Origin of the sequence: Rickettsia philipii str. 364D, assembly GCF_000283995.1 — a bacterium.
GTDB classification, from domain to species: Bacteria; Pseudomonadota; Alphaproteobacteria; order Rickettsiales; family Rickettsiaceae; genus Rickettsia; species Rickettsia rickettsii.
The window spans coordinates 984,802-1,001,534 of record NC_016930.1 but is presented as its reverse complement, the minus strand read 5'-3'; the positions used below and the strand labels follow the sequence as shown (position 1 = coordinate 1,001,534).

The following is a 16,733-nucleotide window of genomic DNA, read 5'->3' as shown; positions in this document are numbered from 1 at the left end:
ATATTATTATAAAGGTTATATGTGATTATGACAATAGATGCTTTTCTTTGGGAGGATATGGATATTTAGGATTTGTGCAAGTGGTGCTTGCATGATTAATTACTTATTTACAATTGAGCGAACGAAAGTTTCTTGAAGACCTGTAATTTTGGCAATAACAGGAATTTTACAGCCCTGACTGAACATTTCCTTCGCTATAATTACTGCCTTATTATGTTCGCCCTCAGCTTTGCCTATCGCAATACCCTGCACCTTGCCTTCATCTCGATATGTATCAGCGATAGTTTTCATAATAGTATCCTTATCTTGCGGTAATAGATGTATATCTAATACTTCTACTAATTCCGGTTGTTTTTGTTTTGATAATTTTGCGTTAGTATACCATAAGAACGATCTTAGGTAAATATAACCTTTTTCTTTATCCAATATTATAATATGCTTAAACTCTTTTAAAAACTTCTCCCATAGTTTTATCATATCCTGCATATTGGATATGCTGCATCATATATTCTAGCATACCTAAATGTTTTTTCTTGACGATTTCATCATCTGTCATAGCTTGCAAATCTACTAATTGATAATCTTCCCCCATTAATTTCTTTGCCATCACACTATAAGTAAATAAACTCCACAGATTTCTTGGAGCATTATAAATTTCTTTACCGTTGTAAATAACTAAATTATAGACTAGCGGTAATTGGTAATTTATCCTTGCCTTGCTTATGTCTTTCACATAATAATAGTGTATATTTCCATAACCGCAAAGCCGTCCAATAATCAATTGTTGATTGGGCCTCTACTAATACATAAACAAATGCTTCTTCTTTATTATTGGTGCTAATTTTATATGTTATATTACTACATTTCTTATTTAAAGATTCCTCAATGTAGCTTTCTTGTTCTACCGTTATTTTTTATAAATCTACTATTAAAATCATCGGGTAAATAATATTCCAAAAATTCTTGTGCTGCTACTGGGTCGTTCATTATTATTTTTACTAATGAATCATGTTTTAATTTTTTAGCCATAAAAATCTAGTAGCTTTATTGCGTGGCGTATTTTATCTTAAATTATCTATAAATATTTATTTAAATTTAAAGTTTAATATGCTAATTCTAGACAAACTTTTGCTTACCTTAAAATTAATGCGTGCAGATAAGCTGGTAGCTTATTTGCTGGTTTTTTTTCCTGCTTTATTTGGGTTACTGCTTGCAAACCCCTCAAGAACGGAGTTAATACATTTATTACCGTTATTTATTTTAGGTAGTATAACAGCTAGAAGTAGCGGGTGTATTATTAACGATATATTTGATAGAAAATTTGATAAGCATGTCGCAAGGACTAAAGAGAGACCTTTAGCTAGCAAGGCTTTATCTGTTTCTTATGCTATTTTGATACTCTTTATTCTTAGCATTATCTCACTTTGTATTTTGCTACTTTTAAACAAAACAGCTATATATATAGGTTTTTTTGCGGTAATAATGATTAGCCTATACCCGTTAATGAAACGTATTACTTATTTCCCGCAAATCTTTTTGGGATTTACATTTAAGCTAGGGGCCTTAATAGCTTATGCGGCAGTTCAGGATACACTTGATATAGCAGCGATTATTATGTATTTAGCATGTTGTTTTTGGGCCATCGGTTATGATACGATTTACGGATATATGGATATAAAAGATGATAAGAAAATAGGAGTGAAATCGTTAAGTATATATTTAGAGAACAAGCATTCTAAGCTTTGGCTTTATATATGTTATATAGGTTTTATATTGTTATTTATTCTAGCAACAAAAATGGCTAACCATAATATCGACTATTTACCTATTTTAGCTGCTTTAATTTTACTGATATTACAAGTAGCAACTCTTGATATTGAAAATCCTGCCAATTGTATGACAAGATTCAGAGCTAATAATTATATCGGATTAGTTTTGAGTATGGTGTTTTATTAAATTCTTTTCCTAATAACAGTCTTGTTAGGGATTAGATAATGTTCTTGATGTCATTCCTGCGAAAGCAGGAATCCATAAAAATAACATTAATATTGCTGTAAGTATTACATTTCTAGTAAAAAACATATAAGAATTTAATTTTTATATGTTTTACTGGATTCCTGCTTTCGCAGGAATGACATTGACCCGTGCAACAACTCCTCCAACAGCCCATAAAGTGACAATCGATATTGCGGTTATATAAACTGCAATTGATAAAGAGTTGCCGGTTACATACCATAGCATTAGGCAGATTGACGGAGTAAGACGTCCTATTAATGAAGCACCTATACTACTGCCAATACCGACTAACATATATTTATCGGCAGTTTTAAATAAATCATTTAGCCAGCAGTTCAAAGGTGCCAAGAACCCGACACCGAGTATTATAATCCAAATACGTACAAAATTAACATACCATATAGATGCATTATTCAAGCAGAGCCATAAAGGAATTATGCTTAAACTCATTAAAATAAGAGTACCGTTTAGTATTTTAAGGTAATGTAGCTTTTTTGTTAGATGCCCTATTATCGGAATCATAATCATATCAAAAATCAGAAACTCAGTATTAAATTTCATCATTATTTCGAGTGATATATCAGTGATAAGCGGAATAAAACTATTCAAAAAGACGAAAGGTACTATATAAGTCATATATGAGAAACCTGTGGCAAAACTAATGCGTAAGATACTTAGTTTACAGTTCCAAATTGTAGTTAAGTCTTGTAATAGTGATGATACTAAGTCATTGCGAGGAGAGGACCCAGGTGTCATCCCGTGGCTTGACCACAGTATCCAAAAATTACGTAAAGTAATTTTATCTTTTTTATTGGATCCCGTGGTCAAGCCGCAGGATGAAAATGAGGGCTTGACTACAATATCCTCGCGCTTTCTTAAGAAATAACCTACCAGTGCTGTAAGTCCGCCAAATATGAAACATAAACGCCAATATGTATTATACTCTACATTTAAAACTATAGTACTGATAAATGAAGCAAGAATAATACCGACCATAGTAGATGTTTGATAAAGGTAAGAAGCTTTAAACGCTTTTTTTTCTTCTTTATTCTCTAAAATAAATAATTTAGCAATGGCACATTCACCCTCGGAATATATTCCTTGCAACGTTCTAAGCAACACTAATAATAGCGGTGCAAGCCAGCCTATTTGAGCATGTGAAGGTATTAAACCGATTAGGCTAGTTGTTAAAGCAACGCCGATTAAAGAGTAAGATAAAGCAAAAACACCGCCGTATTTTTTAGCAATTACGCCAAAAAAATAGGAGCCTATGGGACGTGTAAATAAAGACGTAGCAAGAACACTATAGGTAAGTATTAAAGCAACGACTTTATCATGATGCGGAAAAAAAATACCAGCAAGTAGCGGAGCAAGAAACCCATAAAGTGCAGTATCGAAATGATCCATCGCATTACCGATTAGGATCGAAAAATCCCTTTTACTTAATGCATTATTCATATATTAATAATTTAAAATTTATAATGGATTATACTCGATGAATTTGGAACATTGGTGACAATGTCTTTGTAAGTCCTCGGATGCTGAACGTTTAATATACGCTCTGCTCCTCGGCTTACAGAACGATTACTCTTTCCCAAGTTGATCTTCGTATAACAGCGCTTCGTTTTGTAGGAGTATATAAGTATGTAATCTTCCTTGTAAATATTTTTTTAAGAGATATGATTATAAAGTTATAGCTTAAAGTAATTGTAATGAATGAATAATTTGAAACAAGGAAAGTTTATTACATTTGAGGGAGGGGAAGGGATAGGCAAATCTACTCAATCTCAAATGCTCTATGAATATTTACAATCTCAAAATACTCCCGTTATTTTAACTCGTGAAGTCGGTGGTACTATTGTAGCCGAAAAAATGCGTGAAATTCTAGTACATGAAGAATTACTACCCATGTCCGAGCTATTACAAGCTATGGCAGCACGTTATGATCATATGGCACGGAAAATTATACCAGCTCTACAAGAGGGACATATTGTAATATGTGATAGGTTTATTGACTCAACTGTATGTTATCAAGGATTAGAGCTAGAAAACGGCATAGATTTAGTTTATAATCTGCACAAAACTTTAATGCCTTCTCTTATGCCGGATATTACGTTTTTTATTGACGTAGAGCCGGATACTGCTATTAAGAGAGTCAATTCACGAAATATGAACAATAAATTTGACATAAGAGGTATAGATTTTTATAAAAAAATCTATTATTGTTTTAAAGAATTAAGTAATAGATTTCCTGAGAGAATAAAAACAATTAAAGCTTCAGATTTAAGTCCACTTGAAGTACATGAGTTAATAAAAAAGCATTTATGAACAATACTTACTACATTACTACCCCTATATATTACGTTAATGATATTCCCCATATCGGTCATGCTTATACTAGCGTTGCAAGTGACGTAATCGCTCGTTTCATGCGACTTCGAGGTTTCGATGTAATGTTTTTAACAGGTACTGACGAACATGGGCAGAAAGTAGAAAAAGCAGCTATGAATAAAAATATTGACCCACAAAAATTTACCGATCAAACATCCGAGAGTTTTCGTCATCTGATGACTGCTATGCATATTTCCAATGATGATTTTATCAGAACAACGGAACACAGACATAAAGAAGCTGTAGCTGTTTTTTGGCAGAAATTACTAGATAACGGCACCATTTATGAAGGTTTTTATGAAGGGTGGTATGCAGTGCGAGATGAGGCTTTTTTTGATGAGTCGGAACTTACGAAGGACGGTTTAGCACCGACGGGTGCTCCAGTTGAATGGGTTAAAGAGCCTAGCTATTTCTTTAATCTTTCAAAGTGGCAGGATAAATTGCTTGAGTTTTATGAAGCAAACCCTGATTTTATCAGACCTATATCAAGGCGTAACGAAGTAATTAGCTTTGTTAAATCGGGTTTAAAAGATTTATCGGTATCGCGTACTACTTTTAACTGGGGAATAAAAGTGCCAAATAATGAAAAACATGTAATTTATGTTTGGCTTGATGCACTGGCTAATTATATTTCAGCACTCGGTTATCTTGACGAACAAAGTAATTACGGTAAGTTTTGGCCGGCTGATTTACATGTAGTCGGTAAAGATATCTTGCGTTTTCATGCCGTCTATTGGCCTGCTTTCTTAATGGCTGCAGAAGTTCCGCTGCCGAAAACAATTATGGCTCATGGCTGGTGGACGAATGATGGGCAGAAAATCTCTAAATCTCTTGGTAATACCATTGATCCGATTAAGTTAATTGATGAATTCGGTGTTGATCAAGTTAGGTATTTTCTGATGCGTGAAGTAACTTTTGGTGCGGACGGCAATTTTGCTCGTAGTAATTTAATTACCCGTATTAATAGCGAGTTGTCAAACAAAATAGGTAATTTATTACAGCGTACTACATCTTTTGTTTATAAGAATAATGACGCCAAAGTGCCTTTGCTTACGCAAGGTGTTATAGATAAAATATATGAGCTACCGATTTTAAAAACCGCAAGTAAATGTGTCGAGCAGAATATTTTATTGATGGACAAAACAGAGATTAATAAAATTCTTGAAAATATTATTAATTTGGCCGAAGAGGCAAATATCTATATTGATAGCGAAGCACCCTGGAATTTGAAAAAAACCGATCCAGATAAAACGTTAGAAGTGTTATATGCTTTACTAGAAGTTTTACGCTATATTGCGATAATGCTTCTGCCTTTTATACCGAGTTCAGCAAATAAAATGCTTGATCAGTTAGGGGTAAATAAAGAAGAACGTCTATTTAAGCATTTAATACGTGATTATACTTTAACAGCGGGTCGCAATATTTTAGAACCTACCATACTATTTCCAAAATTTGAATAGTGTGTCATACCGTGGCGAGACCGCAGTATGACACACCTACTAAGAGTATAATATGTTAATAGATTCACATTGTCATCTTAATTTACGTAGTAACTTTTCATCCCGCGACGCGATCGCGGGATCTAGTGAGGGTATTAAAACAACTAATATTAGTTGTGTTCTAGATACCGTAGTCAAACCATGGTATGACGCAGTGCTTTTAGATTCTGTCATTCAAAGAGCATTAGAAAATAATGTGCAGTATATGCAAACTATCTGCACTAAAATTGAAGATTTACCTATTATTTTAGAGATAGCTGAAAAATATGCAAATGTTTTTGCGAGTGTTGGGGTGCATCCGTGTGAAGTGAATTCTTTTATTAGTCATTGCGAAGCACTGCAAGTGCTGTGGCAATCTCAGGAAGCTTGGACAAGATTGCTACGTCAAGACTACGTCTTCCCGAACTCAGATGCTGAGGTAATTATTATGCTAACCCAGCATCCGAAAATTATCGGAATCGGTGAAACGGGGCTTGATTATTATCATCAGCCTTACGATCAAAAATTACAAAAAGATTTGTTTGTAGCACATATACATGCGGCGTCTAGTACACGCCTGCCTGTTATTGTTCATACAAGAGAAGCAGACGAAGATACTATTGACATTTTAACCTCAGAAATGCGTAACAGCACATTTCCAGGTTTAATACATTGCTTTACCTCGTCAAAAAATCTAGCGGCAAAAATGCTAGATATCGGTTTATATATTTCAATTTCAGGGATTATAACTTTCAAGAATGCTACTGATTTACAAGAAATAGTCAAATATATACCGCTTGATAGGTTATTAATAGAAACAGACACTCCTTATTTAGCTCCTACGCCTATGCGAGGCAAACAAAACGAACCGGCATTTGTTAGGTATGTCGCTGAAAAAGTTGCCGAACTCAAAAATATAACATCAAAAGAAGTAGCAAATGTTACTACTCGTAACTTCAAAACATTATTTTCTAAATTTGAAAAATATATAAATAATACTTTATAAAAACAGCAAGTTTGATAATTTAAAGTTGCAATTTTTAAAATAATATGTATATTTTATAGTATTTCAATTATTAGTATATTTGATATGGAATTTAATCGCAAAAATACCATCATTGGTTTTTTAAAAGCACATGAAGATCAGAAATTTACCTCTTATGGTATAGCTGAATGGTTTGTAGAAAATCACATTGACGAAGCAAGACTCAAGAAGAAAAAGATAAGGAGATTATAGGAATTGATGCAGGTGAAATTAGCAGTAGTAAGCTTTCTGCTGAACGAAGACAAGAACCTAATATTAGAATAGAGCTAAAACCTAAGCTAAAGTTTTATTATTCGCAAAACCCTGATTACTATGTCAATAATGAACAAGCCACAGAACCTAAAATAAATGCAAATAAAGAAGATAAAATAACCGCAGTGCAAGTATGTGATGCACTGGCATTATATCTTCAAAACAAATTGAAGATTCATAATATGCTTATTAAGCATAATTTTTCTTCAAATAAACAAGGCACTAAAGGTAATAATAAATGGTTATCCCAGATTGGGTAGGTATGGAAGTTCTTAATGAAAAGTGGAGTTTACTAATTAAAGATTGTGCTAAATATTATGCATGAAAACAAGCAAGGCTTTGGTCTTTTGAAGCAAAAAAAATTATCAATCGTAGTAATTTACGAGAATCGTTTTTTCAGGCTTTCTCAAATTCCTCATGTGCACATTATGGTTATGTAGTTGCTGCTGATTTAATTGAAAGTAGATAAAATGATACTAGGCATGGTATAGGATTTATTTTAGTAGATATAGAAAATCCTGAAGATAGTAACATATCAATTCCTGCTAGAGAAAGACCAGAAATAGATTGGAATATGGCTAATAGGTTAGCAGAAGAGAATAAAGATTTTGAAAATTATATAAATAATATTGATACAGTCTATAAAAAACAGAAAGTAAATGATAGTACTTGGTTTAATATTAATGACCACGTAAATAAAATTCCTAAGCAAAATAAGAAGAAAAAATAAACATATTTATATATAGATCATTATTATCATGCATTTATAAAAATTTAAGCAGTGAGTCCTAAAATTAATGTACTAAGAATTTTTAGTGTTAAACTAAATTTATATTCATTATTTTTAAATTTGTGAATAAATTATGATTAACTGTGATTTAAGTACTAATTATACATATTATATGTTAGAGGGGCTTAGAGCACAAATTGCTCCAATGCATTTAGGTATAAAAATTCTAAAAGAAGCATATTAACATGAGATAACGGTTTTGCAAGAATTATGCATGCTTATTTAACGCTTTGTGAACGCATGACTAGAAAATATGAAAAACCCGAATTTAATAATCATTGAAACAATTATTGATGATAAAACCTATAACATTAATGAAAAAGTTATACTAAAAAAGTCTTTTTGTGAACTAAGGCATTTTCAGAAAATAGGTTTTAAAAAAGAATTACCTCAATTATTAATAGTAGCACCCATGGCCATGGCGGGACATCACGCTACTTTACTTAGAACAACAGTACAAGAATTATTACTGTATACCGGTATTTATATTACAGATTGGACGGAAGCCAGTTATGTGCCGCTTGAAGCAGGGCATTTTGATATGGATGATTATATTGATTACGTAATGGAGTTTATCAATTTTATAGGACCGAATGTTCATACTATGACAGTTTGCCAACCTACTGTTCCATTGCTTGCCGCCATTAGCTTAATGTCGGAGAGTAATAGTCCACATGTGCCGAGTTCGATGATTTTGATGGGCGGCCCTATAGATGCTAGAAAAAATCCCACGGCAGTTAATGAATTCGCTCAAAGTAAACGTTTAGAATGGTTCTGCCAAATGGTTACAATGCAGGTGCCGCCAAACTATCCCGGACATGGTAGAAAAGTATATCCCGGTTTCCTCCAACTTGCAGTCTTTATGGGTTTAAACTTATTGCGTCATATAGATTCACATTTAGAATTATGGCAAAGTTTATTAAATTCTGACTATAAAAAAGCCGATCATACTATTAAATTTTATGATGAGTATTTAGCAGGTATGGATATGCCGGCAGAGTGTTACTTACAAACTATAGATGAAGTATTCTAACAATTTTCGTTAGCAACAGGTAAATTAGTTTCTGAGAAGCGTCCGATCGATTTAAAACATATTACTAAATGTGCTTTATTCGGTATTGAAGGGGAATTAGATGATATTGCAGCGGTAGGGCAAAACAAAAGGTGCTTTAAAACTTTGTTCAAATATACCTGAATCAATGCAAAGATACCATTGACAAAAAGGGGCAGGGCATTACGGGGTATTTAGCGGAAGTAAATTTAAACAGTTTATAGTGCCTATTATCAAAGATTTTATCTATGATTTTGATAAAACTAATTTCAACAATCTAAACTTAAAGCAGCATAAAAATAGTCATTACGAGCGGGCATTGCCTACGTGGATTGTTTTTTCCGTCATTGCGAAGAAATTACGTAAGTAATTGACGTAGCAATTCAGTAAAAAATGCTGATTTACAGCATTTTTTTGTTATTTTTTCTGGATTGTCACGCTTCTTTCAGTCGCTCGCAATGACGGGGTGGTATCCACGCAACAATACCTTGCTGGAATTATAGCGCAGCCATACAACAAGATCATAATTAAAGGAGAAGGGTGGTAATCTAATATTCAACTCTTATTAGTCTTTTGAATTTCTTGTTGTTGCTGTTGTCTGTATTCTTCCGCTTTTTCTTCGATGTAATTAAAAAAGAAATAAGTAAAAGTTAAAAAACCGGTCAAAATAATACCAAATGTTATTAGTATTGCTTTAAGTTGCTTTCGTGAATCTTCTGCTTTTAACCTTTTCTCTTCTTCATCTATGTCTTCATCATTTTTGACTTCAGATATTATTGTTTGTTCTTCTGTAGTATTTTCCATGTTGTAACTCAACTAAAATGAACCGCTTTATTACTAAGTTGTTCCTATAACTTACAGATTTTTGAAGTTTATAAGATTAGCTATATTTGAATGATGAGGTTTAAACTCATAAAAATAGGATATATAAGCAATAACGCTATGTCAATAGCCTTGAATATTAGCGGTGTTCAACTAAGGTTATACATATTATGATAATTTGAGTCTCCTAACATTGAAGTATTTAAAGTATCGGAGTAAGCAGCTGATAATATAGCATCATCAAAAGTGATATTAAGCTGTCCTATATAGTCTTGAATAAAATTGTTAACAGTAGATTCAAAGTTTGTATATTTTTAGGATATGAATAAACAAGCTGTGTACATTCTGTATTTCCTAATTTACTTCCAATCAATGTTAATAACATAGAGTTATATTCATCTTGGGGGTGTTACGATTAATTATTTCGTAAGTTTTAGCAAGAATATAACAAGCTTCGTTATTTCCCTTCATAGTTTCTAATTTTATTTCTTCAGAAGATAAAATATTATTTAGAAAAGCTTTTTCATATATTTCATAATTCGGTGATGAATCAAATTGTCCATTAAAAAGAGCAGTAAATAGGATGTTAGCTTTCTCTAGATCATTCATTTTTGATTTATCGGCAACCAAAAGGCCGTTTTCATAGTATCGATAATTATGGAATTGTCAAGACCTTAATTTATTATTAGAACTAATGAAAGAGTTTGTAGTATTGCTTGTTACTACGTTTCCCTCGCAATAATTATCGTTTATATTCCGGTGTTTTACCTGTAATAAAGAATGCCAAGTACCAAGATCGTTCCAAGCAAAATCGGCTTTTATCATGACCATTCCCGAAATATATTCCATTATGGTATTGTCTATAGAAATTGCTGCGATTTCATTATAAGCCTCATTGTCTATGGCCAAACTATTCTCATTTTTTACGGCAGTATTAAATGCTTTTTCTGCAATACAGAATAAATCAGGTTGAAGGTTCATTGCTAAGTTTAAGAAGAAGTTAACATCGTATACACAAATTCCTGAATTCCAAAAATATTCATTACTTTGAAAATGTTTGCTTGCTCTAATACAGGTTGTTCAATTAAATGATCAACTAGATAAACATTTTCTGCAATTGATAATCCTGTGTTTATATAGCCATACTTGGCACTTATAACATTTATAGGAATATAGTGCAAATGCCGCATTCATTAACATAATGTAAAGCTTTATTTATAGTATTAAGATAATTTATATCATCTGCTATATGATGGTTTGAAGGTAGTAACACTACAATATCAAATCCTAGTGCTGTAGCCGATAATGTCGTAATAATGGCACAAACGGCAGTATTTTTTTGTAAAGGCTCCGTAATTAATGCTATTTCTAAATCTATTTCTGCTGCTTGTTCTTTGGTGATTGATTCATATTTTTTGAAAGTAATAATAGTAGGTTGTCCTAAAAATTTATTGCGGTTTAATGTTTGCTGAAGTAAAGTTAGATCACTCAATATTTTTTTAAACTGTTTCGGTTTATTCTTAGATGACAAAGGCCATAGTCTTTTACCGTTACCTCCTGCCATAATCACCGGTTTTATTAGACTCCTTGCATAAACTCCTTCTAAAGGTAATTTGTATACCTTTGATACTTCAAGATTTGGTACGTTAAATTGCAGGATTTGTCTGTGCTCAGGTATTTTTATACGCTGTACAGGCTCACCACTTATTTGACTCCCAACTTCTGAAGTATCTGCGATATACGTCGATCCAATACTCGCATCCTCACTTACCTTTTTGTACGCTGTGGTGCTGCGTTTCATGTCTCCTTCAAATTCCTCTTTATAAGATAGGTTATGTAAGGAGTCTACTTCCATATATTTTACAACTATTAATTGAATTAAATAATAAAGCGCTTTATAAATAGTTTTAAAAAATATGTCAAGTGAATTAACTATATTGGCAAGTTTTACAATAAAAAGTACTTCTGCCTGAATGCTTTATCTTGATAATAGTGCTAGAGCAGCTTAAACAACTTTGTCCCTCTCTACCGTAAACCTTAAGTTGCTTAGTAAAATAACCAGGTTTGTTATCGCCGTTTACAAAATCTTTAAGAGTAGTACCGCCGGCAGTTATAGCTTTAGTTAACACATCTCTAATCGCTTTAATTAAATTTTCTATTTCATCATCCCTTAAATCGTTACCTGATTTATCCGGATGAATTCTAGCTAAATGCAGACTTTCGGAAGCATAGATATTACCGACTCCGACTATAACTCTATTATCCATAATCAAGTTTTTTATTGGTATTTTTTTAGTTTGTAGCTTATCTTTTAGATATTCTAACGTCAATAAATCAGAAAAAGGCTCTATGCCTAAATCATTAAAAAATTCTTTTTCTAAGAGATCAGTCTTAAAACTATAAATCATACCGAATCGTCTAGTATCGTTGAAAATTAACTTTTCGCCGTTACTTAAATCAAAAATCACATGATCGTGTTTTTGAGTTTTATAATTAGCAGATTGCAGAGTAAATCTGCCGCTCATGCCTAGATGAACTATTAAAGAATAATCATTATTAAAATCTATAATTAAGTATTTTGCACGACGCCTAACATCCAGTATATTAGTATTTAAGATTTCTGTAGCTAAAAGCGGGGATAGCTTATAACGTAAATTATCTCTTTTTAACTCTACATTTTCTATAATAAGCCCGATTAGCTTATCTTTTAGAGAGTTTTTAAGAGTTTCTACTTCAGGAAGTTCCGGCATTTGATACTAATATTTATAATAAAAAACTATGAACCAAACAAATTTTGGCTTTAAAAAAGTAGACTACACTAAAAAACAAGGTTTAGTAAATAACGTTTTTTCTAATGTCGCTGATAAGTATGATTTAATGAATGACTTAATGAGTTTGGGATTACATCGCTTATGGAAAGATGAATTTATTAGGCAAATTCCAAATCTTAACTCTCATATATTAGATGTTGCTAGCGGTAGCGGTGATATTGCTTTAAAACTTGCTAAAAAAGCAAGGGATAGAGTTAATAATATCTCTTTAACTTTAAGTGATATTAATGAAGAAATGTTAAAGCAAGCTAAGAAAAAAGCAATAGATCTGAATTTATTTCAAAATCTTAAATTTACTGTAGCAAGTGCTGAAGAACTACCGTTTCCGGATGATAGTTTTGATTATTATACTATAGCATTCGGTATTAGAAACGTACCTGATATAAATAAGGCTTTAAAGGAAGCATGTAGGGTTTTAAAGCCAATGGGTAAGTTTATATGTCTTGAGTTTTCAAAAGTAAAGGAAGGGTACATAAAAGATTTCTATAAATTCTACTCATTTAATATTATACCGAGTATTGGTCAAATGATAGCGGGTAATAAAGAGGCATATGAATATTTGGTTGAAAGTATAGATTTATTCCCCTCACAAGACGAGTTTAGAATAATGCTTAAAGACGCCGGTTTTGAGGAGGTCGGTTATAAAAATCTAAGTGGCGGAATAGTTGCTATCCACAGTGCGTATACTCGATGAACTTCAAAAATTGGCTACGTCGTTCTACAAGATCTGCGGTACTTACGTATTAAGTATACGCGCCGCTCTTCGACTTGTGAACTCCTTGCTCTTTTTGAAGTTGATCTTCGTATACTATACTTTATTTTACTTCGGAGTATATAATAGATGATAAGTAATTTTTTTAATTTAATACGTATTTTTCGTATCATCAGTAAAAAGCAAATCTTAATTGATTCAAGAAGCCCTAAATATTGCAGGTTTATCGGTTATATGTTAGCCTTATTTTTTGCTCCGGTCTCGTTAATAAAAAAATCACGGGAAGATTACGGCAAACGCTTAATAGATTGTTTAAGTGATCTTGGACCTATTTATATAAAATTTGGACAAACTCTTTCGACAAGAGCCGATTTAGTAGGAGCAGAGATAGCAGGTTATTTAAGGTTACTGCAAGATAAGCTACCTCCGTTTGATGGTGGGGTGGCGAGAAGGTTGATAACGTCATTGCGAGGAGACATGTATGTCGACGAAGCAATCTCAGCAAGCAAACAAAAGATTGCCACGCAGTCTATGACTGTGAGCCATGACGCTCTCCCTTTCTTACACCTCGACGATACCCCCATCGCTGCCGCATCCATTTCGCAGGTACATAAAGCACAACTTATAACCGGTGAATATGTTGCGGTAAAAATTTTGCGTCCGGGTATTCATAAAAAATATAACAGAGATATTAAGCTGCTATATTTTCTTGCAAAAATTATCTCAAAATTTTCTAAAGCAAAAAGGCTCAAACCGATTAAAGTAGTCGATAAATTTCATGAAACTATGAAATTTGAGCTTGATTTACGTTTAGAGGCGGCAGCAGCTTCTGAGCTTACGGATAATATGCGAAATGATATTAACGTGATAATCCCTAAAATATATTGGGATTTAACATCAGAAAATATACTAACCACCGAGTGGTTAGACGGCACTTCTATATATGATACTTTGCTACTAAAGGAAATGGGGTTAGAGCCTTCAAAAATATCTCAGGATTTTGCCGTAATGTTTTTCAATCAAGCCTATAGAGACGGATTTTTTCATGCTGATTTACATGCAGGGAATATTTTAGTGAATAAGCAAGGTAAAATAATTTTACTTGATTTCGGTATTATGGGCAGACTTAAAGAAAAAGATCGTTTAGCCGTTGCCGAAAGTCTATTTGGCTTTTTAAGGCGTGATTATAAATTAGTTGCTAAAGTACATTTAAGAGCCGGCTATATCCCATCAAATACCGATTTAGCTTTATTCGCTCAAAGTTGTAGAGCAGTTACCGAGCCTATAGTAGGGACGCCCATAAAAAATATTTCCATAGGTAAGCTGCTTGCACATTTATTTAAAATCACGGAAGATTTCGGCATGGAAGTACAACCGGAGTTGTTGCTATTGCAAAAGACTTTAATAATGGTGGAAGGGATAGGCAGACAGTTAGACGGTAATGTTAATATGTGGCAGCTCGCCGAACCTTGGATTAAAAAATGGGCCGTGAAAAATCTAAGCCCTGAAGCGAAGTTGTTACGATTGGTAAAGCATGACCTAGATAGTCTAGAGGATATTATTTGACATATAAAAAATTAGCCTTATATATTAAGAAATTTTTTATTATGAAACTAAAAGATTTATTTATTAAATATCCTATTACTACTCCTTTTGTGGTTGATTGTAAAAATGATAAATTAGTATTTCCTTCAGATAAAGAACAAAAATATAAAAGAGATCTAAAAGAAAAAATAGGAGAGGAAGAGTTTGAAAAATTAACGGCTTTAGATAAAATTGTTTAATACCCCGAAAACTTAGAAAATATAGCTTTAGTAAGTATAGAAAGACATCTCGATAAATCATTTATAGTAGCGAAATTGCTTAATGATGTATAACGTGAATATTATAAATCCATATAGATCCCGATAATAATATTAAATCGATTTTGCATTTCTCAGAAATATATTTTATCGGTGATGTAGGGTGAATGCCGACTGAAGTTTTAAAACGCGAGTATAATGTCGGTACTATACAGCAAAAATCTTTACCGAAAATCATGGAATTATGGCCTGACCCTTACTATTACAACTGGATTCAGAAAAATAAAGAGTATAACAACCCGGATATAGATCCTCAGGTAATGGAGAATATTGTTTTATTGTGTGGAGAGGTTAGTATGGATTTACCGGTAAATGAAAAATTATAGTAAAAAACCATTGCAAGATAACCATGACTTTTAAAATTAACAAAAATTAAATTTTATAAATCTTTAAATTATATAAAGGTATTGAAATGTCTAAAAGCCAAGAGCAAGAGCAGGAATCCATTGATAATATAAGGCAACAGTTTGATAAAGAATATAAAAATCTTTCGTGGGTTCAAGTTGGATATTTAGCTCTTGGAGCTGACACAGGTAACAAAAAATATGATGAGTTAAATAAACGATATCTAGATCTTAATAAGGATAATTTAGGTATAATACAAAGTGTTATCCAAGCAGTCGGGAATGTTCCTAGTGCATTGCAGTTTACCTGGGAGGCTTCTCAAGTTTTACCTGATCTTGCATTGGAGCTTAATAACCTCAGAAAAGCGAGCAGTGCTAACACTAGTGTAGGTTCTATTGACGCTGGTTGCAAGATGATAGCAGATGCAGCATCGCTTATAAAAAAATGTGCTTCTGTTTTACATTCCGAAACTATATCTAATAGTTCAAAAGAAACTCTTTTACAGTCTAAAGTTATCTCATATCTTCTCACGCCTATTTTAAATAAGAGGCTTAGCAAAATAACAAAACACTTTCAAACTTCCGAAACAGAAAAAATAAATGTATTAGACAAAATAAGTCCTAAATTTATCAGAGAATTATCTACACTAGGAGTAGATTTAATATCTAAAGCACTAGAAAGCGATTTAAACCCAAAAGTACAAGAAATATATAAGAATATTAAACAAAAAAACGCGTCATCTCAAGGTGCTATATTAAAAATATACATGACATTTCAAGCACAAAAAATCGCTAAACCTGAATTAATTGCAAATACAGTAGCACTACTTGTAAATTCTAGCAAAAAATTAATTGAAAGTACTCCTTCAGCTATAAAAGCTTATAGTCAGCTTAAAGCAAATCAGCGTTGGACTAAAATTAACCTAAATATGGAAGGGTGAGATACTGAAACTAAAAAAGAGTTATTAAAAGGCAAAAAACCTCAAATATTAGTTGAAAATGCCAAAAAAATTATTGATAATTTATCTCCTGTTTTAGAAAAAAATTACCGCGATATTTAGATAGTAATAAACAGGATATATTAGATGTTTTAAAATATCCTAAAGTAACGGAAAGAATAGAATCACAAGGGAAAGATC

17 protein-coding genes and 2 pseudogenes are annotated in these 16,733 nt (G+C 32.5%); 12 read left to right on the top strand and 7 right to left on the bottom strand.

What is annotated here, in order from left to right; all coding sequences use genetic code 11:
* Positions 1-99 precede the first annotated feature (99 nt).
* Positions 100-1,029: pseudogene (locus RSA_RS10070) on the bottom strand (Rpn family recombination-promoting nuclease/putative transposase).
* 78 nt (positions 1,030-1,107) lie between these two features.
* On the opposite strand from RSA_RS10070, the gene ubiA reads away from it, so the two are divergent.
* Positions 1,108-1,956, top strand: coding sequence for a 4-hydroxybenzoate octaprenyltransferase (gene ubiA / locus RSA_RS05265; protein WP_041472409.1), 849 nt, complete (start codon positions 1,108-1,110; stop codon positions 1,954-1,956).
* A gap of 150 nt (positions 1,957-2,106) precedes the next feature.
* Here the strand turns inward: ubiA and RSA_RS05260 are convergent, their stop codons facing one another.
* Positions 2,107-3,474 carry an MFS transporter gene (locus tag RSA_RS05260; RefSeq protein ID WP_014364946.1) on the bottom strand — a complete coding sequence of 456 codons (1,368 nt, stop codon included), beginning with the start codon at positions 3,472-3,474 and terminating at the stop codon, positions 2,107-2,109.
* A gap of 258 nt (positions 3,475-3,732) precedes the next feature.
* Between RSA_RS05260 and tmk the strand changes: the two genes are divergently transcribed.
* The 6 genes and pseudogenes from tmk to phaZ all read left to right on the top strand — a co-directional run.
* The gene (tmk, locus tag RSA_RS05255) at positions 3,733-4,344 is read left to right on the top strand and encodes a dTMP kinase (protein ID WP_014364945.1); all 612 of its coding nucleotides are present in this window, start codon (positions 3,733-3,735) and stop codon (positions 4,342-4,344) included.
* Complete coding sequence (gene metG, locus RSA_RS05250; RefSeq protein WP_014364944.1) at positions 4,341-5,867, top strand: methionine--tRNA ligase; 1,527 nt, start codon at positions 4,341-4,343, stop codon at positions 5,865-5,867. The genes tmk and metG overlap by 4 nt, the downstream gene beginning before the upstream one ends.
* Positions 5,868-5,919: 52 nt before the next feature.
* Complete coding sequence (locus RSA_RS05245; protein ID WP_014364943.1) at positions 5,920-6,891, top strand: TatD family hydrolase; 972 nt, start codon at positions 5,920-5,922, stop codon at positions 6,889-6,891.
* An 84-nt stretch (positions 6,892-6,975) separates the two neighbouring features.
* A complete protein-coding gene (locus RSA_RS09070) occupies positions 6,976-7,122 on the top strand; it encodes a hypothetical protein (RefSeq protein WP_012151186.1) in 147 nt (48 codons plus the stop codon).
* A 634-nt stretch (positions 7,123-7,756) separates the two neighbouring features.
* Positions 7,757-7,912 (top strand): hypothetical protein, encoded by a 156-nt coding sequence (locus RSA_RS09065; RefSeq protein ID WP_004997723.1) that lies wholly within the window; start codon positions 7,757-7,759, stop codon positions 7,910-7,912.
* 133 nt (positions 7,913-8,045) lie between these two features.
* Positions 8,046-9,312 (top strand): annotated as a pseudogene (phaZ, locus tag RSA_RS08600) (polyhydroxyalkanoate depolymerase); the annotation flags it as partial.
* A gap of 266 nt (positions 9,313-9,578) precedes the next feature.
* Here the strand turns inward: phaZ and RSA_RS05235 are convergent.
* From RSA_RS05235 to mutM, 5 genes are all read right to left on the bottom strand, one after another.
* The gene (locus RSA_RS05235) at positions 9,579-9,827 is read right to left on the bottom strand and encodes an RP671a family tick cell line-upregulated protein (protein ID WP_012736970.1); all 249 of its coding nucleotides are present in this window, start codon (positions 9,825-9,827) and stop codon (positions 9,579-9,581) included.
* Positions 9,828-10,220: 393 nt separating this feature from the next.
* Positions 10,221-10,454, bottom strand: a complete 234-nt coding sequence (locus RSA_RS09060; RefSeq protein WP_014364940.1) for a hypothetical protein — start codon at positions 10,452-10,454, stop codon at positions 10,221-10,223.
* A gap of 57 nt (positions 10,455-10,511) precedes the next feature.
* On the bottom strand, positions 10,512-10,865 hold the full coding sequence (locus tag RSA_RS10065; RefSeq protein ID WP_269208635.1) for a hypothetical protein: 354 nt from the start codon (positions 10,863-10,865) through the stop codon (positions 10,512-10,514).
* 142 nt (positions 10,866-11,007) lie between these two features.
* Positions 11,008-11,700: a sugar phosphate nucleotidyltransferase gene (locus tag RSA_RS10060; RefSeq protein ID WP_014364939.1), complete on the bottom strand. Its 693-nt coding sequence runs from the start codon at positions 11,698-11,700 to the stop codon at positions 11,008-11,010.
* 73 nt (positions 11,701-11,773) lie between these two features.
* Positions 11,774-12,595 (bottom strand): bifunctional DNA-formamidopyrimidine glycosylase/DNA-(apurinic or apyrimidinic site) lyase, encoded by an 822-nt coding sequence (mutM, locus tag RSA_RS05210; protein WP_012151180.1) that lies wholly within the window; start codon positions 12,593-12,595, stop codon positions 11,774-11,776.
* Positions 12,596-12,623: 28 nt separating this feature from the next.
* Here mutM and ubiE point away from each other — a divergent pair, with 28 nt between their 5' ends.
* The 5 genes from ubiE to RSA_RS09665 all read left to right on the top strand — a co-directional run bounded on the left by ubiE (position 12,624) and on the right by RSA_RS09665 (position 16,535).
* Positions 12,624-13,370 (top strand): bifunctional demethylmenaquinone methyltransferase/2-methoxy-6-polyprenyl-1,4-benzoquinol methylase UbiE, encoded by a 747-nt coding sequence (ubiE, locus tag RSA_RS05205; RefSeq protein ID WP_014364938.1) that lies wholly within the window; start codon positions 12,624-12,626, stop codon positions 13,368-13,370.
* Between the two features lie 147 nt (positions 13,371-13,517).
* The gene (gene ubiB / locus RSA_RS05200; protein ID WP_014364937.1) at positions 13,518-14,954 is read left to right on the top strand and encodes a 2-polyprenylphenol 6-hydroxylase; all 1,437 of its coding nucleotides are present in this window, start codon (positions 13,518-13,520) and stop codon (positions 14,952-14,954) included.
* Entirely contained in the window at positions 14,951-15,172 is a 222-nt protein-coding gene (locus tag RSA_RS05195; RefSeq protein WP_012151176.1) for a hypothetical protein, read from the top strand. Before ubiB ends, RSA_RS05195 begins: the two co-directional genes overlap by 4 nt.
* A gap of 185 nt (positions 15,173-15,357) precedes the next feature.
* Positions 15,358-15,576, top strand: a complete 219-nt coding sequence (locus tag RSA_RS05190; protein ID WP_014364936.1) for a hypothetical protein — start codon at positions 15,358-15,360, stop codon at positions 15,574-15,576.
* Positions 15,577-15,662: 86 nt separating this feature from the next.
* Positions 15,663-16,535 (top strand): hypothetical protein, encoded by an 873-nt coding sequence (locus tag RSA_RS09665; protein ID WP_231284213.1) that lies wholly within the window; start codon positions 15,663-15,665, stop codon positions 16,533-16,535.
* Positions 16,536-16,733 lie beyond the last annotated feature (198 nt).

Bases quoted from the DNA above. Each gene is read 5' to 3' on its own strand.
- RSA_RS05245 (WP_014364943.1), top strand. From the start codon at position 5,920: ATGTTAATAGATTCACATTGTCATCTTAATTTACGTAGTAACTTTTCA.
- ubiA (WP_041472409.1), top strand. From the start codon at position 1,108: ATGCTAATTCTAGACAAACTTTTGCTTACCTTAAAATTAATGCGTGCA.
- mutM (WP_012151180.1), bottom strand. From the start codon at position 12,595: ATGCCGGAACTTCCTGAAGTAGAAACTCTTAAAAACTCTCTAAAAGAT.
- tmk (WP_014364945.1), top strand. From the start codon at position 3,733: ATGAATAATTTGAAACAAGGAAAGTTTATTACATTTGAGGGAGGGGAA.
- RSA_RS09065 (WP_004997723.1), top strand. From the start codon at position 7,757: ATGGCTAATAGGTTAGCAGAAGAGAATAAAGATTTTGAAAATTATATA.
- RSA_RS05260 (WP_014364946.1), bottom strand. From the start codon at position 3,474: ATGAATAATGCATTAAGTAAAAGGGATTTTTCGATCCTAATCGGTAAT.
- RSA_RS05190 (WP_014364936.1), top strand. From the start codon at position 15,358: ATGCCGACTGAAGTTTTAAAACGCGAGTATAATGTCGGTACTATACAG.
- RSA_RS09070 (WP_012151186.1), top strand. From the start codon at position 6,976: ATGGAATTTAATCGCAAAAATACCATCATTGGTTTTTTAAAAGCACAT.
- RSA_RS10060 (WP_014364939.1), bottom strand. From the start codon at position 11,700: ATGGAAGTAGACTCCTTACATAACCTATCTTATAAAGAGGAATTTGAA.
- ubiB (WP_014364937.1), top strand. From the start codon at position 13,518: ATGATAAGTAATTTTTTTAATTTAATACGTATTTTTCGTATCATCAGT.
- ubiE (WP_014364938.1), top strand. From the start codon at position 12,624: ATGAACCAAACAAATTTTGGCTTTAAAAAAGTAGACTACACTAAAAAA.
- RSA_RS09665 (WP_231284213.1), top strand. From the start codon at position 15,663: ATGTCTAAAAGCCAAGAGCAAGAGCAGGAATCCATTGATAATATAAGG.
- metG (WP_014364944.1), top strand. From the start codon at position 4,341: ATGAACAATACTTACTACATTACTACCCCTATATATTACGTTAATGAT.
- RSA_RS09060 (WP_014364940.1), bottom strand. From the start codon at position 10,454: ATGAATGATCTAGAGAAAGCTAACATCCTATTTACTGCTCTTTTTAAT.
- RSA_RS05235 (WP_012736970.1), bottom strand. From the start codon at position 9,827: ATGGAAAATACTACAGAAGAACAAACAATAATATCTGAAGTCAAAAAT.